The organism is Colwellia aquaemaris (assembly GCF_057548755.1).
In genome coordinates this window covers 684,935-702,962 of record NZ_BAAJLV010000001.1, presented here as the reverse complement: position 1 = coordinate 702,962, position 18,028 = coordinate 684,935, and the positions used below count along the sequence as shown (strand labels likewise).

Annotated in this window: 12 protein-coding genes and 1 riboswitch; of the genes, 9 read left to right on the top strand and 3 right to left on the bottom strand. The window is 39.7% G+C overall.

The genetic code is table 11. The features are described 5' to 3' along the window. The first annotated feature begins 43 nt into the window (after positions 1 to 43). From AC27HL_RS03080 to thiE, 7 genes are all read left to right on the top strand, one after another. The gene (locus tag AC27HL_RS03080; RefSeq protein ID WP_487078898.1) at positions 44 to 1,354 is read left to right on the top strand and encodes an HD domain-containing phosphohydrolase; all 1,311 of its coding nucleotides are present in this window, start codon (positions 44 to 46) and stop codon (positions 1,352 to 1,354) included. A 3-nt stretch (positions 1,355 to 1,357) separates the two neighbouring features. Continuing rightward, positions 1,358 to 2,752: a sigma-54-dependent transcriptional regulator gene (locus AC27HL_RS03075; RefSeq protein ID WP_487078897.1), complete on the top strand. Its 1,395-nt coding sequence runs from the start codon at positions 1,358 to 1,360 to the stop codon at positions 2,750 to 2,752. A gap of 82 nt (positions 2,753 to 2,834) precedes the next feature. Beyond that, a riboswitch (TPP riboswitch) is annotated at positions 2,835 to 2,933 on the top strand. A gap of 95 nt (positions 2,934 to 3,028) precedes the next feature. Continuing rightward, complete coding sequence (thiC, locus tag AC27HL_RS03070) at positions 3,029 to 4,984, top strand: phosphomethylpyrimidine synthase ThiC (RefSeq protein ID WP_487078896.1); 1,956 nt, start codon at positions 3,029 to 3,031, stop codon at positions 4,982 to 4,984. 17 nt (positions 4,985 to 5,001) lie between these two features. Continuing rightward, positions 5,002 to 6,171 (top strand): FAD-dependent oxidoreductase, encoded by a 1,170-nt coding sequence (locus AC27HL_RS03065; protein ID WP_487078895.1) that lies wholly within the window; start codon positions 5,002 to 5,004, stop codon positions 6,169 to 6,171. A gap of 1 nt (position 6,172) precedes the next feature. Further along, positions 6,173 to 6,391 (top strand): sulfur carrier protein ThiS, encoded by a 219-nt coding sequence (gene thiS, locus AC27HL_RS03060; protein WP_487078894.1) that lies wholly within the window; start codon positions 6,173 to 6,175, stop codon positions 6,389 to 6,391. A gap of 3 nt (positions 6,392 to 6,394) precedes the next feature. After that, a complete protein-coding gene (locus tag AC27HL_RS03055) occupies positions 6,395 to 7,201 on the top strand; it encodes a thiazole synthase (RefSeq protein ID WP_487078893.1) in 807 nt (268 codons plus the stop codon). Continuing rightward, complete coding sequence (gene thiE, locus AC27HL_RS03050; RefSeq protein ID WP_487078892.1) at positions 7,198 to 8,763, top strand: thiamine phosphate synthase; 1,566 nt, start codon at positions 7,198 to 7,200, stop codon at positions 8,761 to 8,763. The genes AC27HL_RS03055 and thiE overlap by 4 nt, the downstream gene beginning before the upstream one ends. Before the next feature lie 12 nt (positions 8,764 to 8,775). Here thiE and AC27HL_RS03045 read toward each other — a convergent pair whose 3' ends face one another. The 3 genes from AC27HL_RS03045 to AC27HL_RS03035 form a co-directional block, all read right to left on the bottom strand. Then, on the bottom strand, positions 8,776 to 9,408 hold the full coding sequence (locus tag AC27HL_RS03045) for an N-acetylmuramoyl-L-alanine amidase (protein WP_487078891.1): 633 nt from the start codon (positions 9,406 to 9,408) through the stop codon (positions 8,776 to 8,778). A 423-nt stretch (positions 9,409 to 9,831) separates the two neighbouring features. Next, positions 9,832 to 12,396: a M9 family metallopeptidase gene (locus AC27HL_RS03040; RefSeq protein ID WP_487078890.1), complete on the bottom strand. Its 2,565-nt coding sequence runs from the start codon at positions 12,394 to 12,396 to the stop codon at positions 9,832 to 9,834. Between the two features lie 440 nt (positions 12,397 to 12,836). Further along, entirely contained in the window at positions 12,837 to 15,065 is a 2,229-nt protein-coding gene (locus AC27HL_RS03035; protein WP_487078889.1) for a tetratricopeptide repeat protein, read from the bottom strand. A gap of 891 nt (positions 15,066 to 15,956) precedes the next feature. Here AC27HL_RS03035 and hflK point away from each other — a divergent pair. Both hflK and hflC read left to right on the top strand, forming a co-directional pair. Next, positions 15,957 to 17,033 carry an FtsH protease activity modulator HflK gene (hflK, locus tag AC27HL_RS03030; RefSeq protein WP_487078888.1) on the top strand — a complete coding sequence of 359 codons (1,077 nt, stop codon included), beginning with the start codon at positions 15,957 to 15,959 and terminating at the stop codon, positions 17,031 to 17,033. Further along, positions 17,030 to 18,007 carry a protease modulator HflC gene (gene hflC, locus AC27HL_RS03025; RefSeq protein ID WP_487078887.1) on the top strand — a complete coding sequence of 326 codons (978 nt, stop codon included), beginning with the start codon at positions 17,030 to 17,032 and terminating at the stop codon, positions 18,005 to 18,007. The genes hflK and hflC overlap by 4 nt, the downstream gene beginning before the upstream one ends. Positions 18,008 to 18,028: the final 21 nt, after the last annotated feature.

Sequence of the window (18,028 nt, the reverse complement as noted above, 5' to 3'; positions counted from 1 at the left end):
TGCAACTATTTCATCTTTAACTAAATTTTTTTAGGATTAAGACATGTTACCGTCAGTTTTATTGCTAGATGATGAACAAGAAGTTCTCAATGCCTTGCAGCGGGTTTTGCGCAGCGATTATCAAGTACATGCTTTCACTGACGCGGCCGCGGCAATCGCGTTTTTTCAAGAAACACCAACCCAGCTTGTCATTACAGATATGAAAATGCCGAACATTAACGGCGCAGACTTTTTGGCTCATATAGTTAAGATTAACAGTCGCAGTAAACGTATTGTGCTTACGGGCTACGCAGATACAGAGCTAGCTAAAAAAGCCATAAATGAAGGAAAAATTTCTGCCTATATCACTAAACCATGGGACAACGGAGAATTAAAAGCAACTTTGGCAAAATTGATCACAGAATTGCGCAGCGAAAACAAAAAGCTTGCCATTGTAAAAAGCTTAAAACTCGATAACCAAAGATTGTCTGCCAATCAAAGTTCAATGGAAAAGGTGAGCCACTTTTTACAAGCTCAACACAATAGTGTTGTTAATCAAAGTCAAAAATTATCTTTACTCAACAATGAGCTATTACAATTAAGTGCTAATTTAGTCGCGATGCAAACACACGACATAACAGGGCATACCTTCAGAGTTGCACAACAAAGTAAAATGTTGGCTCGCAGAATGAAATTAAAGGAGCCACACCGCGTCCATGTCTACCTTGCAGGTTTATTTTACCGTATTGGCATTAGCAGCTTGCCTGCTACATTGACGACAATACCTTGGCATAAAATGACCATACAAGAACAGCAAAGCTGGATTAAATATCCGCAGGTTAGCGCTGAAATATTAACATCTGTGGCATCGTTATCGCCGTGCGCTAAAATAATAAAACATATCAACGAACATTATGATGGCTCTGGGGTACCCGAACATTTAACCGCTGATGAAATCCCTATAACATCACGCATTTTGGCAATTGTGGCACATTTTGACTTGCTGGTTTCTGGGCAGTTTACGGGCCTATGTATTAGCCCGCAAGAAGCTCTAATCATTATGAAAAAAAGCCTAGGGAATATTTTCGACAGCAAAATATTCTATCTATTTTCTGACATGCTTAACGATCCGAATGCCAATGAAAGCCTTGAAATTGCAAAAGCTATTAACGAATTAAAACCCGAGATGGTATTAGCACAAGATATTTTAAATCATGAGCAACATAAATTATTAAGTGAAAAAACTGTACTGTCACAGGCTCAAATTGACTCATTAGTATCACATCAGGAACTCAGCCAAAAGAGGCTTATCGCCTACGTGCTGCATCAAGGCAGCGAAATTAACAAGCAACAGAAAGTTGTTAGGGAAAGCTAAGTAATGGAAGTAACAGATAATAGACCATTAGTTATTTTGGTGGATGACGAACACGAAATTCTTGCGGCTTTAAAACGTACGTTAATGCGAGTTGATGTACGTATTGAAACCTTTACCTCACCACGGTTAGCATTAGCTTATATTAAAGACAACCAGCCAGTATTAATCATATCTGACCAACGTATGCCAGATATTACTGGTGATAAGCTACTTTCACAGGTAAAACAGTTGTGGCCAGACACCAAACGCATAATGCTCAGTGCTTACGAAGACTTTGACTCAGTGTCTGCTGGTTTTAATGACGCAATTATTGAAAAGTTTATTTCTAAACCTTGGAAAAACTCTGAGCTAGTGATGCTAGTTCAAGATAGTATTAACAGTAATAATAGCCAGCCAGCACTGACTAAAATTAATCAAACAATCATTGGCGAAAGTACGCCAATAAAGCAGTTAATTGAAAATATTTCTGTCGCGGCTGGGGCCAATGTCCCCATTTATATTCATGGCGAGACAGGGACAGGCAAAGAGCTTGTCGCCAAAGCTTGTCATGAATCAGGTTGTAAACGCGATGGCAGTTTTATTGCCGTTAATTGCGCTAACTTTTCCGAAACCTTAATTGAATCACAGCTCTTTGGCCACAAAAAAGGTGCCTTTACTGGTGCTGTTACTGACCAAGAAGGATTGCTCTCACAAAGTAATGGCGGCACAATATTTCTGGATGAAATCACCACCTTGCCAATGCCATTACAAGCAAAATTATTACGTGTTATTCAAGAGCGAGAGTTTACCGCCTTAGGTGATACTAAATTAATGAAATTTGACGCTCAAATTATTGCTGCATCATCGGTCAAGCTAAGTGATGCCGTAAATCAAAATGAATTTCGAGAGGATTTATACTACCGCCTTAATGTTATTCCATTAAATTTACCGCCATTGCGTGAACGAGAGCAAGATGCCTTTATCATTGCTAAGCATTTTTTAGAAAAATATAATCAACAGCAACAGAAAAGCTTTGTTGCTTTTAGCGCTAACGCGCGTGATTTTATTGTTTCTTACCCTTGGCCAGGCAATGTAAGGCAATTAGAAAACACCATTCACAGCGCCTGTATTATGAATAACGGTAAAGAAATTACCTTAAAAATGATCCAACCTTTACTGGCTGAGCAATTAACCATTAATCAAATTCTACCTAGCTCTCCTAGTCAAGCGATGCAAGCTCCAGCGACAAGTGCCGTAGCAAAGCCAGCAAATAACACAGAAATTATTCCACTTGAACAGGTTGAAAAAAATGCCATTGAACATGCAATAGCGCAATGTGATGGCAATATCACCAAAGCAGCGGCATTACTCGAAGTTAACCCTTCGACCATTTATCGTAAAATGCAAAAATGGAGCTAATAAAACAAATTTTATAAATTAATTATTGATAATCAACAATTTTTCACGCTAGAATCTAGCCTCGTTTAGCATAACTAAACGTATTGACTTGTCGGAGTGCCATAGGGCTGAGATCGCGAAAGCGGGATCCGTAGAACCTGATTAGATTAACATCTGCGAAGGGAACAAGTGAGTAGCATCACTAGCAATTTTCTATTATTGCTAATTTTGTTTCTCCTCGTTACTACCCCAATATAGCTCCGCCTAACTTTTATTTATAAAAACAGGTGAGAGACCATGAGTTCAATTTCTAGACGCGAGCGTCGCGAGCAAGCAGCAAATTTTTTAAAGAATGTTGCCGATCAATCATTTCCAAATTCAAAAAAAGTTTATGTACCCGGAGAAATACACGATATTCGTGTCGGTATGCGCGAAATAATACTCTCCGATACCTTAGTTAGTGGTACCAAAGATAACGCCGTGTATGAAAAAAATGCCCCTTTATGTGTTTATGATACATCAGGTTTCTATACCGATGGCGCTATTGAAATCGATGTTCACCAAGGTATTCCCCGTTTGCGCGATAACTGGATTGACGCGCGCGGCGATGTAGAATTTTTATCCGGTAAAAGCTCTAGCTATAGTCAGCAACGCTTAGCAGATGAAGGGCTAGATCACATACGCTTTGAACATTTACCAAAAGTACGCAAAGCAAAAGTCGGAAAAAATGTCACCCAAATGCACTATGCCCGCCAAGGCATTATTACCCCTGAAATGGAATATATCGCCATTCGCGAAAACTTGAAGCGCCAAGAAGTAAAGGACGATTTATTACTTCAACAACACCAAGGACAGTCATTCGGTGCCAATATTCCAGAGCAAATTACCCCGGAATTTGTCCGTGAAGAAGTGGCCCGTGGTAGAGCCATTATTCCTGCTAATATCAATCACCCTGAATCCGAGCCTATGATTATAGGACGTAACTTTTTAATAAAAGTAAACGCTAATATTGGCAATTCCGCTGTTACCTCGTCAATTGAAGAAGAAGTAGAGAAACTCGTTTGGTCAACTAAATGGGGCGCAGATACGGTGATGGACCTTTCAACAGGTCGCTATATTCATGAAACCCGCGAGTGGATCATCCGCAATTCTCCAGTACCCATTGGTACCGTGCCTATTTATCAAGCCTTAGAAAAAGTCAATGGCATTGCTGAAGACCTTACTTGGGAGATATTCCGCGACACCTTAATTGAACAAGCCGAACAAGGCGTTGATTACTTTACCATTCATGCTGGTGTGCTTTTACGTTACATTCCCATGACTGCAAAACGAGTCACCGGCATTGTTTCCCGTGGTGGTTCTATTATGGCGAAATGGTGTTTAGCGCATCATAAAGAAAACTTCCTTTATACTCATTTCGAAGATATCTGCGAAATCTTAAAAGCATACGATGTCTCATTCTCCTTAGGAGATGGTTTACGCCCCGGCTCTGTCGCTGATGCTAATGATGAAGCGCAATTTTCAGAGTTAAAAACGCTTGGTGAATTAACTAAAATAGCTTGGCAACACGATGTACAAACCATTATCGAAGGCCCCGGGCATGTACCCCTGCATATGGTACAAAAAAATATGACCGAGCAATTAAAGCATTGTGGTGAAGCCCCTTTCTATACCTTGGGGCCGCTAACCACAGATATTGCACCAGGGTATGATCATATAACTTCTGGCATTGGCGCGGCGAATATAGGTTGGTATGGCTGTGCCATGCTTTGTTATGTAACACCAAAAGAACACTTAGGCTTACCAAATAAAGAAGATGTTAAAGAAGGACTAATAACCTATAAAATTGCCGCACACGCAGGGGATTTAGCTAAAGGTCATCCGGGTGCCCAAATTCGCGACAATGCCATGTCAAAGGCACGCTTTGAGTTTCGTTGGTACGATCAATTCAATATCGGTTTAGACCCAGAACGCGCCCGTGCCTACCATGACGAAACCTTGCCTCAAGAGTCAGGTAAAGTTGCCCACTTTTGCTCCATGTGTGGTCCGAAATTTTGCTCTATGAAAATATCTCAAGAAGTCCGAGATTATGCCGCTGAGATAGATGAACATGGTCAAGAGCAAGCAATCAAAATAAAATTACTTGATGAAACTATCGACATTTCCGCTCAAGGTATGGCTAAAAAATCACAAGAATTTAAAGCCAGCGGCAGTGAGATTTACCACAGCATAGATAAAACCTTAGCTGAATAACGGCGAGGAATATAACCATGCCATCCATCGCAATAATTGGCGCCGGACTCATGGGCCGTTTGATAGCTTTGTCGCTGAATCGACAAGGCTATCAGGTAACCTTGTTCGACAAAGATGACAAAAACGGTCAACAAAGCGCGGCTTATGCGGCCGCAGGTTTACTAACACCACTTGGTGAAGCCATGCATAGCCCAGCAAACATTGTCAGTATGGGCTTTGCGTCACTAACATTGTGGCCGCAACTACTTAGCACTTTATCAGGTTACAATTTTTTCCAACAAAAAGGCTCACTGGTTGTCAGCCACGAGCAAGATATTGGCGACTACCATCGACTACAACGTTTTCTAGCGAATAATTACAGCTCACATCAGCGCCAACAAGTAAATCGCCAGCAATTGTTCAATCTCGAGCCTGAGCTCAGCCATCGTTTTTCACAAGCCATATTTTTGCCAGACGAGGGGCAAATTGGCAATCGTAAGTTACTCATTTCACTAAAAGAACAGTTATTTAGTGAGGGAATCAACTGGTTTAGCAACAGCAGAGTTACCGGAATAAACACCAATAAAACAAAACTAAGTTATCAAACGGGAAACGGCTCAGAAATACAAAAAGCATTTGATTTAATTATTGATTGTCGTGGTATAGGTGCAAAAAGCTCGATAGCAAGAGGAGATTTAACAAACGCTGAGCTTAAAGATTTACGCGCTGTACGTGGCGAACTATTTCAACTTTTTGCTCCCGAAGTCAACATTTCAAGGCCTGTAAGGTTAATGCACCCACGCTACCAACTTTATATTGCCCCCAAAGGGAAAGGTCACTTTGTGGTAGGTGCAACCGAAATTGAAAGTGACGATACTGGCCCAATGACGGTACGCTCAGCTATGGAATTACTAAGTGCCGCCTATAGCGTACATTCGGGCTTTGCTGAAGCCAATATTCGCCAGCATATAAGTCAACTTCGCCCAGCCTTTAGCAATAACCAACCAAAAATAATTAGCAAAGATAATTTAATACAAGTCAATGGCCTATATCGCCATGGTTTTTTAATAGCACCCGTGGTGCTTTCGCAAGTTATTGAGCACGTTAATTATTTATTCCAAAAAAGTAGCAAGGAAGCCGAACACTATCAATATTCCCATTTGTTACCCATAACATCGAATTCAACAGATAAATTAACCGAGATATAGCATGAAAATCTACTTAAATGGCAAAGTGTTCGATTTATCTCACTTGCCAAGCCCCATTACTATCGAGCAAACATTACCAGAAACACTGCCAAAAAATCAGTTACAACAAAGCTTTGCATTAGCGCTTAATAGCGAGTTTGTTGGTAAAGATGACTATGCAGTTACCAACATCAAAAATGGCGACAGTATCGATATATTATTTCCCGTTGTTGGAGGTTAACAAATGTCATTAACTATTTATGGCCAGCAACTCAATAGCCGTTTACTGATTGGCTCAGCGCTTTACCCTTCTCCTGAAGTTATGAAACAAGCAATACTTGCCAGCGAATCACAAGTGGTGACTTTGTCACTTAAACGGCAAAACCCGCATGCACAAGCAGGCGAAAAAATATGGCTCTATATCCAAGATATAGTAAAGCAAAGGCAAGGATTTTTATTGCCAAATACTGCCGGCTGTAAAAATGCTAAAGAAGCAGTAACACTGGCGAAAATGAGCCGAGAGTTATTTAACACAGATTGGATAAAGCTAGAAGTCATAGGTGATGACTATAACCTACAACCTGACCCTGTCGAATTACTTACCGCCGCCGAACAATTACTCGCTGATGGCTTTAAAGTACTACCGTATTGCACTGATGATTTAGTCATTTGTCAGCGTCTTTACCACTTAGGCTGTCAAGTCATCATGCCTTGGGCATCGCCTATTGGAACAGGAAAAGGCTTGATGAATCCGTACAATTTACAGTGTATTCGCATGCGATTACCTGAAGCAACCTTAATACTCGACGCAGGCATTGGCAAACCATCAGATGCCTGTCTTGCCATGGAAATGGGCTATGACGGTGTACTTCTTAATAGTGCCGTTGCACTTGCCGACAATCCTGTATTAATGGCGAAAGCATTTGCCAAAGCAATAGCAGCAGGTGAGTCAGGTTATGTTGCTGGCACTATGCCAGAGCGTCAAACAGCACAACCAAGCACTCCAACCTTAGATACGCCTTTTTGGCACCATGTAGAGAATAACTCATGACAAAATCACCAGCCGAGCATACGCTGCAGAAAATAAAACCTATTATTTGGACAATTTCGGGAGCCGACTGCTCGGGCGGTGCTGGCATTGCGGCAGATATAAAAACAGGCCATCGCCTTGATGTTGAAGTTTGTCATTTAATTACCGCCAATACCGTACAAAACTCGACTAAACTTTTATCGATAAATCCTACCGAGATAGCAATATTAGCAGAGCAAGCACAGGCGCTACGTTTTGATAAACCACCACGCACGATAAAAATCGGCTTAATCACCAACAGTGCCCAAATAAATTGGCTGGTGAATTTACTGTCAGAGCTGAAACAGCAAATAGCAGACTTAATCGTGGTTTATGATCCTGTTGGCCAAGCCAGTGTTGGCGGCAGTTTATCTAACATTCCTGCCGAGGCATTACTACCATTAATGCCGTTGCTAGACGTTATTACTCCCAACCTTAATGAGGCTAAAAAACTCAGCAAACTTATCAATAGCGACACCGGAAACGACAACAATATAGCGATAAGTGAAAAAATAATAAGCTTAGGCTGCAATGCTGTGATCGTTAAAGGCGGTCATCAAAATGACATAAGTAATACCTACAGTGTCAGGAAATACTGCCTTGATACGTGTGTGCAGAAATTAGCGAATAATGACTTGCAACGCTACCAACTACAATCTGCTTATATCGAGACTAGCCATAGCCATGGTGGTGGCTGCAGCTTTGCTAGTGCGCTAACCAGCTTTTTAGCACACGGCTATTTGCTTAGAGACGCATTCACTTTAAGTAAAACCTTTATTAACCAAGGCTTAGCGATAAGTACTAATAGAATAGACAAAAACAATCATTATTACGGCGCTTTTGAGCAAGGGCCTTGGCCAACAAAACCCGCCTATTTTCCACAAGTTATCAACCAAGAAGGTGATATCTCGCCTCCATCAACGTTTCCTTCCCTAAACTTAGCAAAAGGCGAAAAATTAGGTTTATACCCTGTGGTAGACTCAATTGAATGGCTCACACTTTTGCTGCCTTTAGGTATTAAAATTATTCAGTTACGCATTAAAAATATGTCTGATGAAGCGTTAGAGCCAATCATTGTAAAAGCAATAACGTTAGCGCGAGATTATCAATGCCGACTATTTATCAACGATCATTGGCAACTGGCAATAAAGTATGGCGCTTATGGTGTTCATATTGGTCAAGAAGACTTAGCTAAAGCAGATTTAACAGCTATTTCTGCCGCAGGATTACGGCTTGGCGTTAGTACCCATGGTTGCTATGAGCTTTTATTAGCGCAACAGTTGCAACCTTCATACTTAGCTGTTGGTGCAATATTCCCAACAAAAACTAAAGATATGACCGGACAAATACAGGGTATAAGTAATTTACAGCAGTTAATGAATTTAACCAATGATATTCCAGTAGTCGCAATAGGCGGTATTAACCTGCAGCGGGCACCGCAAGTTTGGCAAACAGGCGTCAGTGGTGTTGCTGTGGTAACGGCAATAACTCAAGCTCAGCAGCCAATTGCAGCAACAAAAGCCATGCAAGCCGTTTTGTATTAACGTTACGAACCTTTACTGCCTAATCGCAATAACCTCAGGATGATAAACAAATTCATTTAGTTCATCCTGAGCATTGGGAAACTGTGCGCTATGCTGCTGTAAAACGGCAATGGCATTTGTTATGGCTAATCGCGACTCGGCCGACACTAGAGAAGTTTGGTCTTCTTCTGTTTTCAGGTTACCCGGCAATTGTTGACGAATAAAGTCCATATCAATTTTATTACCTGGGCAAGATTTACTGGTACGGTAACGAGAGGATATTACCTCATTATCCGCTAACGTGTTTAATTCTCGATGGCCTATCACTTTATCGACAGGGATGGAGTATTCTGTCATTAATTGTCTAACAAGCTGATATAAACTTTCATATTGCGCCGGCGTAAAGTCATTGATATCGCCATGGCCTATGCAGCAAATTCCAAGTGAACGGCTATTTAAGCCAAGAGCATGCGCTCCTGCTTTATTGGTGGCTCGACCATTTTCAATCGTGCCATCAGCTTTACTACTATGCTTGTCATTTAAAATTACAAAGTGATAGCCAATCCCTGACCAATTTCTAACTTTATGCCAACGATCTATCATGTCACGATCACAATTATTGCCATTAAAAGCGGCGGTATGAACAACAATATATTCTGGTGTCATAATCTTTATCCTCCAATTTTTTGCTCAGCAACTTAATTTAAAGTACGTGGTAGGTTCATTTATCGTGAAAGAACAGCATCTTTTGATAAAGATATTCTTTGATTTTCAAAAACATAAGATACTTAGCTATGAACGTTAACGGTATGAAAAAACATGTTGCACCGAACTATAAACACAAAAAAACGAACCAGAAACTATTAGCAAGTTTTACTGTGTTTGTGATTGCTTTTCATCCATGCACAGCAACCTCCATGTCGTTTTATACCTATAGAGATTAGTACGTTTTTCATACAAAACAACTTTTTGAATTTATACAAAGGTGATTATCTGGCGAAGAAAAAAAGGCCCAAAATTATTTTTTGGGCCTTTCGCTTTTATTGTTTTTACATCGTCAACTTATAATTGAATTAACTAATATCGATATTACTCAAAATCAGCAACTAATTGTGTGCCGGATTGCTGCCCTGTTACCATCAAATAGTGCCAGCCAGCTCTTGGGTTATTAACAACAATAGACTCGTCGCTACTACCTGAAGTTACGGCACTGTTTTGGTAATTGTTACTACTTGGCCAGCCAGCAGCTGATTGATAAATACTGGCGTCGCCATTACCACCTTGTGTAGAAATAGTTAATGACGTTGAACCATTTGCAACATAAATCGCCATATAAACTGTTTGACTGCCTAAGCACACAGCTTGATTATCTTCTAAGTTTCCTCGGGTTATTGCAGATTGCGTGTCACAAGCATTAGTATTGCCCGTACCACCGCCACCAGTGCCATCATCAACCGTCCAACTTGCTGTTAAGCTAACATTATCAAACACTCTATTTCCGTATGGGTTGCCCATTACGTACCAAGTACCTTGCACAGGCGTAGCAACATTAACTGTTTCACTATTACCGCCTTTGTAAGGTCGATAATCCCAATTGTTTAATGTTGCTTCACTACCTGCTTTAACATAAAGGTCAACATCACCTGTGCCACCTGACGATTGAATAACTAAATTACTTGCGTTGGCTGGAATATCAAATTGATAACTCGGTTGCTCGCTGCCATCAGATTTAATCGTTACCGTTTGACCATTAGTTAAAACATTATCGTCAGGAATTATTATGGTATCTTCCGTGCTTTCTACCGTTTGTAACCAAGTTGCAAACTGGGCGTCTAAACTGCTACCAATATTAGTCAAAATACTGTTATAACCTGCAAAATCTCCCACTCTTAGCTCTGCAAGTATGTTATCAACTTGCGCTGGTTGCTGTTCAAACATAAAACGCACCGCCAAATAGCCCCACTTATAAATACGTGTCGAGTCATGATCGTTATAGTTAGTTTTAAATAACTCACTTAGTTTATAAGTGTTCTTACGAGCTTCAGCGATAGCACCATCATCAAAGTTTTTCTTTGCAATGTACTCTGCGATACCTTCTCCCCACCACACAGAATCGTGAGCGTTAAAGTCTCTAAAATCACCGTAAGTATTAAAACGCCCATCTAGATAATGTACATATTCATGATTAAGGTTCCAAACTTTAAACTCTGGCAATAACCAATCAGCTTCATGAGCGAAAAAACGTGGAATATTGCCAACGACCGAAGGGTCACCTTCTAGGTATTGGCCACCATTATCGACACTATTACCAAAAATATTATAAGAAAAACGTTTATATTGGTCTGTGTTGTTATAAATAACTAGCTCTAATGTTGAGTTATTATCGTCTGCAACTGGCACATTATTAGTATTTAACTTTTCATGAAAGTAGCTTTCCCGCGTCGCCAATTCATCACAAACTTCCGTAAGTTGTGCATTAGTTAATTCTTGCGCACGAATTCTTAACGTTGCACTACATGAGTGTGTTATAGGTAAAATTACAGCCTCTAACTCGGCTTTATAATTACATGTATTGTAAAAGCTGCAATTATTCGAGTCATAATAATTAACTTGATTAATGACTTTAAACCACGATTTTGAAGTCGTGCCTGTCATATCTGTACGGGCCAAAAAGTCTCTAATATCATTTTGAGCTTGTGTACGTGTTTGGCCACTATATTTCAGCATTCGGCCAAACTCTGATGCTACATCATTATATTGAGCTTCCTGTGCATGCCCTATCATCGCAGTATTATTTTTTAAAAACTGGTCGAGTGCATTTATTAAGCCTTGTTCAGCCTGAACTGCAGAAATAAACGCAGCATCATCCTTGGCTCGGTAAATATAAATTAGCGATTTAGTAAACCAATTCTGAGCATTTGCGCCCCACTCTTTTTGATAGCGCTCTAGTAAGCCTATTACTTTTGGTAAATAGCGATAACGGTCATTCGCAGAAAGAGCATACATTAAAATCATCGCCTCTTTTGCTAAATAGGCGTGTGTTTCGTCCGTATTGTAGTAATTAGTATTCGCAGCAAGTGCATTGAGAAAACTCACTACGGCAGTGCTCACAGCCGAGCTATAATCTCCTATGATAGCGGAATTAGCGGCTTGTTCTTGCATCCACTGCCCTGCACGAATATAGGCCACAAAGTAGCGTAAATTATTTGCCGTTGTACCATCGTAAGCTTCGGCTAATACACGGGCTTCATTAGCGATAGCTATCATTGCATTTTCATTAAACAAGGCTTGCATATTTGCAGATGGCGTCGTCCAAATATTATTCTCAAAACACTGATAATCTGCCTCCGATTTTATTAAATTTGCCCGAGCCGTACCTGAAACTGCCGCTAGGTCAGCACTGCTTACACAAGCGTTTGCAATAGCCGACTGCGTACGAGGACTAAATGAAAAGCTTTGTATAATGCTAGCTTCAATAGGGCTTTGTTCTGCATTAACATCACGAGCAGTCGGATCTTGCTCTCTAATATCGACTTCAATGGTATTTTCTATATTGGGTTTGTGGTCATGAACAAGGTGCACATCACTATTGGCAAATGCAGTATCAACCATTAGGGCTGCCGATACAGCGAAAAACATACGGGTAAGTTTCATCTTACTTTCCTTCATATTTATTATTGTTATTGACTAATTTATTAGCCTTATTTCACTTATTGAATGAAGCTGTTTATTAATTAGCTAATGATAAGCAATTAAAAAACAAGAAAAATTCAGTGCATATTTTTAATACACCGACAGGTTATATTGTATACAATATATTACGTCAAGCTATATTCTAAACAAGATAAAGCATAATAATTAAGCAAGACACTTAATAAGAACCTAACTAACTGTTATAAAAAAGAATAACCATAAGGTATGTGCAACAGTGGCCACATAAAGAACAAACTTGTCTAAGAAATAGCCAACAAGAATAAAACCTGACCTGCTGGCAATTAGTAATATTTGTAGGAATTCAGTTTTGCTGAATAAATTGAAAAAGATCTGAGGATAAACAACCTGCATAACAAAAGCTTTGCTATGCTAGTTATTATTTAGTTATCAACGAGTAAAAAACTCCCTTGCTCTTTCACTCGCGATTTCATATTTTCTAATCGGGCTTTAACACCACCAAACATTTGGCTAAAACGTTGAGTTTTCGCTAGCTCAGTTAGTATTGGCTCTACCTCCACTTTCCAAGCCTGTACCCAACCTGCATCTATGGCACTTTGAAAAAAGCTAAAAGCTTCGCTTTCTTCATCTTGCAGCGCTTTTACTAACGTCATGTTGTAAAAAATTTCCGGGTTATTATTACTATTTGAAATTAGCTGTAGTAAATATTTTTCATAATCAGCAATCAATGCCTTGGCTTTTTCAAGTTGCTCAATTTGCTGATATGCGAACGATAAATGCAACACCGCTTGACCATCAAGCATGTGGTAAAAGAAATTATTATGCGCTAGCTGAGAACTTTGTAGTTGCTCATACGCATTCACTGCTTGTGCATAGTTGCCCTTGTAATACGCTATTTCACCTGCAACATAAAATTTCAAGGCAGGTTTGGAATCATCATAGTTAACTTGTTCAAGTAGTGACATTGCCTGTTCCGTGTCACCTTTACTGGCAGAAAATCGCGCTTGCAGAAAAATGATATCAGCCTCAGAAAACAGGTTTGCATGTGTACTCAAATAGGCGAACCATTGCTCTGTATCACTCTGGTTGTTCAAATCCATATTAGCCCATAATAAGCCTTTAATAGCTCCCTTATTACCAGCGTCAACTTGCAATGCTCTTTCATACATTTCTAGTGATTCGTCAAGCCTGCCTCGTGTTTTCAAGATATCGCCGGCCAGGTTATAAGCACCAGGGTAATATGGATCATTAGCAATAATTTGTGAAAATAAAGTCATGGCTTTGCTTTCATCACCTTGTTGGTAATAGCACCAAGCAACATTATATGCGGCAACAGGCGATTGCGGGTCAAGTTCAAATGCTTGTTCAAACAACTTGTGTGCAGCAGAAATATCACCACGATTTCGGTATAACGAGCCATACCACATATACGCCATGGCATAATTAGGGTTAAGACTAATAGCTTTTTTAAACGATGATTCCGCTTGTTCTGGTTCACTATCACTTAGCAGTAACCCTTGTGACGCATGAGCATCGGCTAGCTCTGGTGCCAACTCTAAAGCTCTATTTATTGCAACTTGCGCACTTTTGTAAGCGACTTTTTCAGAGAGTGTGCCATATAGGGCGAGTAATATATTGGCATTAGCAACACCAACATATGCTCTAGCATATTCATCATCCGCTTGAATGGCTTGTTTAAAGTGCGATAACGCTTTTTCAATTGATGCTGCTGTTCGGTGTGATAATTCTTTTTGCCCTTTACCATAGGCCACCATAGCGTCAATACTGTGGGTACCTTTTTCGTGATTGCTAAGTTTTGCTTGCCCTAACAAAGTCACTTTCAATTTATCTACTACGGCATTAGCAATTTCGTCTTGAATTTGAAAAACGTCACGGTATTCTCGATCATAAGTTTCAGACCAAATATGCTCACCGGATGCCACATTAATTAACTGTGCCGTTACCCGTATTTTATTGGTGGTGTCATTCTTGCGAATACTGCCTTCTAAAATAGTTTTTACGCCAAGTTCGCGACCAATTTCTGGTATGGTTTTCTTCGTGACATTTTTATAAGCAAATGAGGACGTTCTTGCCGCCACTTGTAGCTCGGAGTTTTTTGCTAATAAATTCAATAGTTCTTCAACCATACCATCGGCAAAGTACTCATCTTCAGGATCAGAACTTAAGGCAACAAAGGGTAAAATAGCGATTGACTCTTTATTATTTTCTTTCGCTAATGTCGCTTTAATTTGCGGCACTCTTTCAGGTGACGTACTAGGTTCAATGGCAACTTGTGGATCAGAAAAAAACACTTGGCTTAACAATGTAACAGCTAACGCTAAAACTAAACTGCCGGCAACGGTAATGGTTGTTCTTAAATTAACTTGGCTACGACTACCATCAATTGGCGCATCAGATTCCTCTGCTCGCACTATGCCTTGACTGGTAAAGTTAAACAACCAAGCAAAAATTAAACTTACTGGGAAACCAAAAATGAAAATCTTCAACAGCAAGGTCATCACACTATCGGGTAGGCCTAATGCCGGAACTGCCAAATCAGCAATTTGAATTAGCGGCCACGCCGAAACAGCATAAATGGTTGCTACCTTAAATACTTGTCGCTGCCGTAACTGCGCTAAAAACTCTTCCAATGACTTTCCTTGATACACATTTATCGAAAATTCGGTAAGTTTAAGTATACAAAAATAACTGAGCAATAAAAGTGTTAAAAATTAACAAATTATTACTAGCCAAGCACAGAATTGAAGCTAGGTTATTTATTTCAAAAGCCTATTCAAGGCGGCCAGCAAGCCAAGAGATAACAGCGGATTTACAATAGGGACCGCTTGCCCATTATTTAAACGACTAAAAATCAGGCATAAAAAAAACAGCTAAAAAGCTGGTTTATGTTTTCAATCAATTGACGATTGAAATGGTACCGGAAGACTGACTTGAGCCGTCACGCTCGAAAGCTACGGATTTTGAAAATAACATGCCTAAATCTCATATTTAAAATCAATAACTTAAATTTTTAAACTCTTTGAAAATCATAAGGTTTTATGAGTACTAGCATTTATGACTTCTCAAACAGAAGTCGACGACATTCACGGCAGATTGTACGTTTACAAACAAAACAACAGCTGTTGCTACGCTCGCTTTTTATTTTAAGGTAAATAGTACAGCAAAGCCAATGACAGAGAATGCCTTAGCTATTGTTGAAAATCGCTTCAAAAGTTGGGAGGTCGAATATAAAAAGTGTGGCTGTATTTAAATTACTAAAAACTAAACTGTTCAATATGTTTGATGTATTGATTGTTATCGCTCAGAAAAAATTTGAAATTTAATATGAGCTCAACAAAAGCTAATATTGAGTCAAACATCGTCCTAATATTAAAGACAAAGTCTTGCTAGAAATAAGTTTTATACACTTTTATCGACACATTTAAATGCGTTAATACATAGCGCCCCTTGATTGTTTGTTTTTTGACCCAATATATAAGTGTAAGTGATCAATTAAGGTCATTTATTCAGAGGGCATTATTATGCCTACTAACGTCACACCTCCTCCTGGAGGTCCATGGGGCGATAAATCGCCTGTTCCACCCGATTTAGATCAACTTTTTAAAAATATTTTGCCTAAGTTTCAAGGTTTTTTGCCTGGTGGGAGTTTCCTTAATTTCTTATGGCTACTACTTTTTATTCTTTTGGGTTTCACTGTTTGGACTTCAGTGTATACCATTCCAAGTGATTCTGTTGCTATTGTTAAACGATTTGGCATGTACGTAAGAGAGGTACCACCTGGGCTGCATTTTAAATTTCCTTTTGGTATTGAATCCGCAACCACTGTTCCCGTTAAGCGACAATTAAAACAGGAATTTGGTTTTACAACGTCTGGTGCTCAGGATCCGTTTCAAAATAGCTTAAACCATGACGAACAGCGTGAAACTCAAATGGTGACAGGTGACCTTAATGCCGCCTTAGTTGAATGGGTCGTGCAATATCGAATTTTAGATCCCGTTAAATTTCTATTTGAAGTCAGGGAGCCCAGTGAAACACTTAGGTACGTCTCTGAGTCAGTCATGCGTGAAGTGGTTGGCGATCGAACTGTTGATGAAGTAATTACCATAGGTCGTCAAGAAATAGAATCACAAGCATTAATAAAAATGCAAACCCTTTCAACTAAATACACTATGGGAATTAGTATTGATCAAGTGCAGTTAAAGAACATTAACCCGCCTAAACCTGTGCAAGAATCTTTTAATGAGGTGAATCAAGCACAGCAAGAAAAAGAAAAGCTGATCAATGAAGCGAGACGGGACTACAACAAAATTATTCCTTTAGCACTGGGGGAGAAAGATCAGCGAATCCGGGAGGCGGATGGATATCGCTTAAAACGTATCAATGAAGCTGAGGGAGATATAGCAAGGTTTGATGCTTTACTTGTTCAATATATTAAAGCACCAGAGGTCACACTTCGCCGTATTTACATAGAAACCATGCAGCAAGTGCTACCTCAAGTGCACTCTAAAATCATTATCGATAAATCAACAAGCAACATATTACCACTGCTTAACCTTGAACAATCAAATAAAATGTTAAAAATAGGAGAAAAGCAATGATCTCCAAAAAAGCTATTATCTTCCTGATCGGATTGGTGTGTTTTGTCACTACTTTACAGCAATCGCTTTACACCGTAGACGAAGTAGAACAAGTGATCATTACTCAGTTTGGTAAACCAATTGGCGAGCCGGTAATGACCGCTGGCTTAAACGCGAAAATGCCTTTCATTCAATCTGTAAACGCTATTGATAAGCGCATATTAGAATGGGATGGTGCCCCCTCCGATATGCCAACTAAAGATAAGTTATATATTTCAGTAGACCTTTTTGCCCGTTGGCGAATTACCGATCCTCTGCAATATTTCTTAAGGTTACGAGATGAGCGTAGTGCGCAGTCGCGGCTCGACGATATATTAGGCAGTGAAACGCGCAATGCTGTGGCAAAACATAAACTCATCGAAATAATTCGCACCACGAATGACCGCAAGCCGCTTCGCGATGCCATGCTAACTAACGCTGAAAGAGATTTGAAAATGGGCAATTTAGTGCCTATTAAGAAAGGTCGAAAATGGGTTGAAGAAGAGATATTTACTGCCGCTGCTGAGAAAGTCAAAGTGTTTGGTATTGAACTGCTTGATATTCGTTTTAAGCGCATTAATTACAATGAAAGTGTACGCCCTAAAATTTATGATCGTATGATCAGTGAACGTAGGCAAATTGCCGAACGATTCTTATCTGAAGGTAACGGCGAAGCGGCAAGAATACGCGGTAACCGCGTTAGAGACTTAAATAAAATTCAATCAGAGGCTTATAAAGCGGTTGAAACCATTAGAGGACTAGCCGATGCACAGGCCGCGAATATTTACGCAAAATCCTACAGCCAAAGCCCAGAATCTATGCAGCTTTATCAATTTACGCGCACCATGCGAGCCTACCCTGACATTATTGCGGATAATACAACACTGGTTATGTCAACAGACAGTGATTTATTAAAATTTATTAATGGCATTAGCCATTCGGGCAAAAATAACTAGGTCTAATTGTTATACGGTTCG

Coding starts and splice junctions, on each gene's coding strand:
- thiS (WP_487078894.1), top strand. CDS start 6,173: ATGAAAATCTACTTAAATGGCAAAGTGTTCGATTTATCTCACTTGCCA.
- AC27HL_RS03045 (WP_487078891.1), bottom strand. CDS start 9,408: ATGACACCAGAATATATTGTTGTTCATACCGCCGCTTTTAATGGCAAT.
- thiC (WP_487078896.1), top strand. CDS start 3,029: ATGAGTTCAATTTCTAGACGCGAGCGTCGCGAGCAAGCAGCAAATTTT.
- AC27HL_RS03075 (WP_487078897.1), top strand. CDS start 1,358: ATGGAAGTAACAGATAATAGACCATTAGTTATTTTGGTGGATGACGAA.
- AC27HL_RS03055 (WP_487078893.1), top strand. CDS start 6,395: ATGTCATTAACTATTTATGGCCAGCAACTCAATAGCCGTTTACTGATT.
- thiE (WP_487078892.1), top strand. CDS start 7,198: ATGACAAAATCACCAGCCGAGCATACGCTGCAGAAAATAAAACCTATT.
- hflC (WP_487078887.1), top strand. CDS start 17,030: ATGATCTCCAAAAAAGCTATTATCTTCCTGATCGGATTGGTGTGTTTT.
- hflK (WP_487078888.1), top strand. CDS start 15,957: ATGCCTACTAACGTCACACCTCCTCCTGGAGGTCCATGGGGCGATAAA.
- AC27HL_RS03080 (WP_487078898.1), top strand. CDS start 44: ATGTTACCGTCAGTTTTATTGCTAGATGATGAACAAGAAGTTCTCAAT.
- AC27HL_RS03065 (WP_487078895.1), top strand. CDS start 5,002: ATGCCATCCATCGCAATAATTGGCGCCGGACTCATGGGCCGTTTGATA.
- AC27HL_RS03040 (WP_487078890.1), bottom strand. CDS start 12,396: ATGAAACTTACCCGTATGTTTTTCGCTGTATCGGCAGCCCTAATGGTT.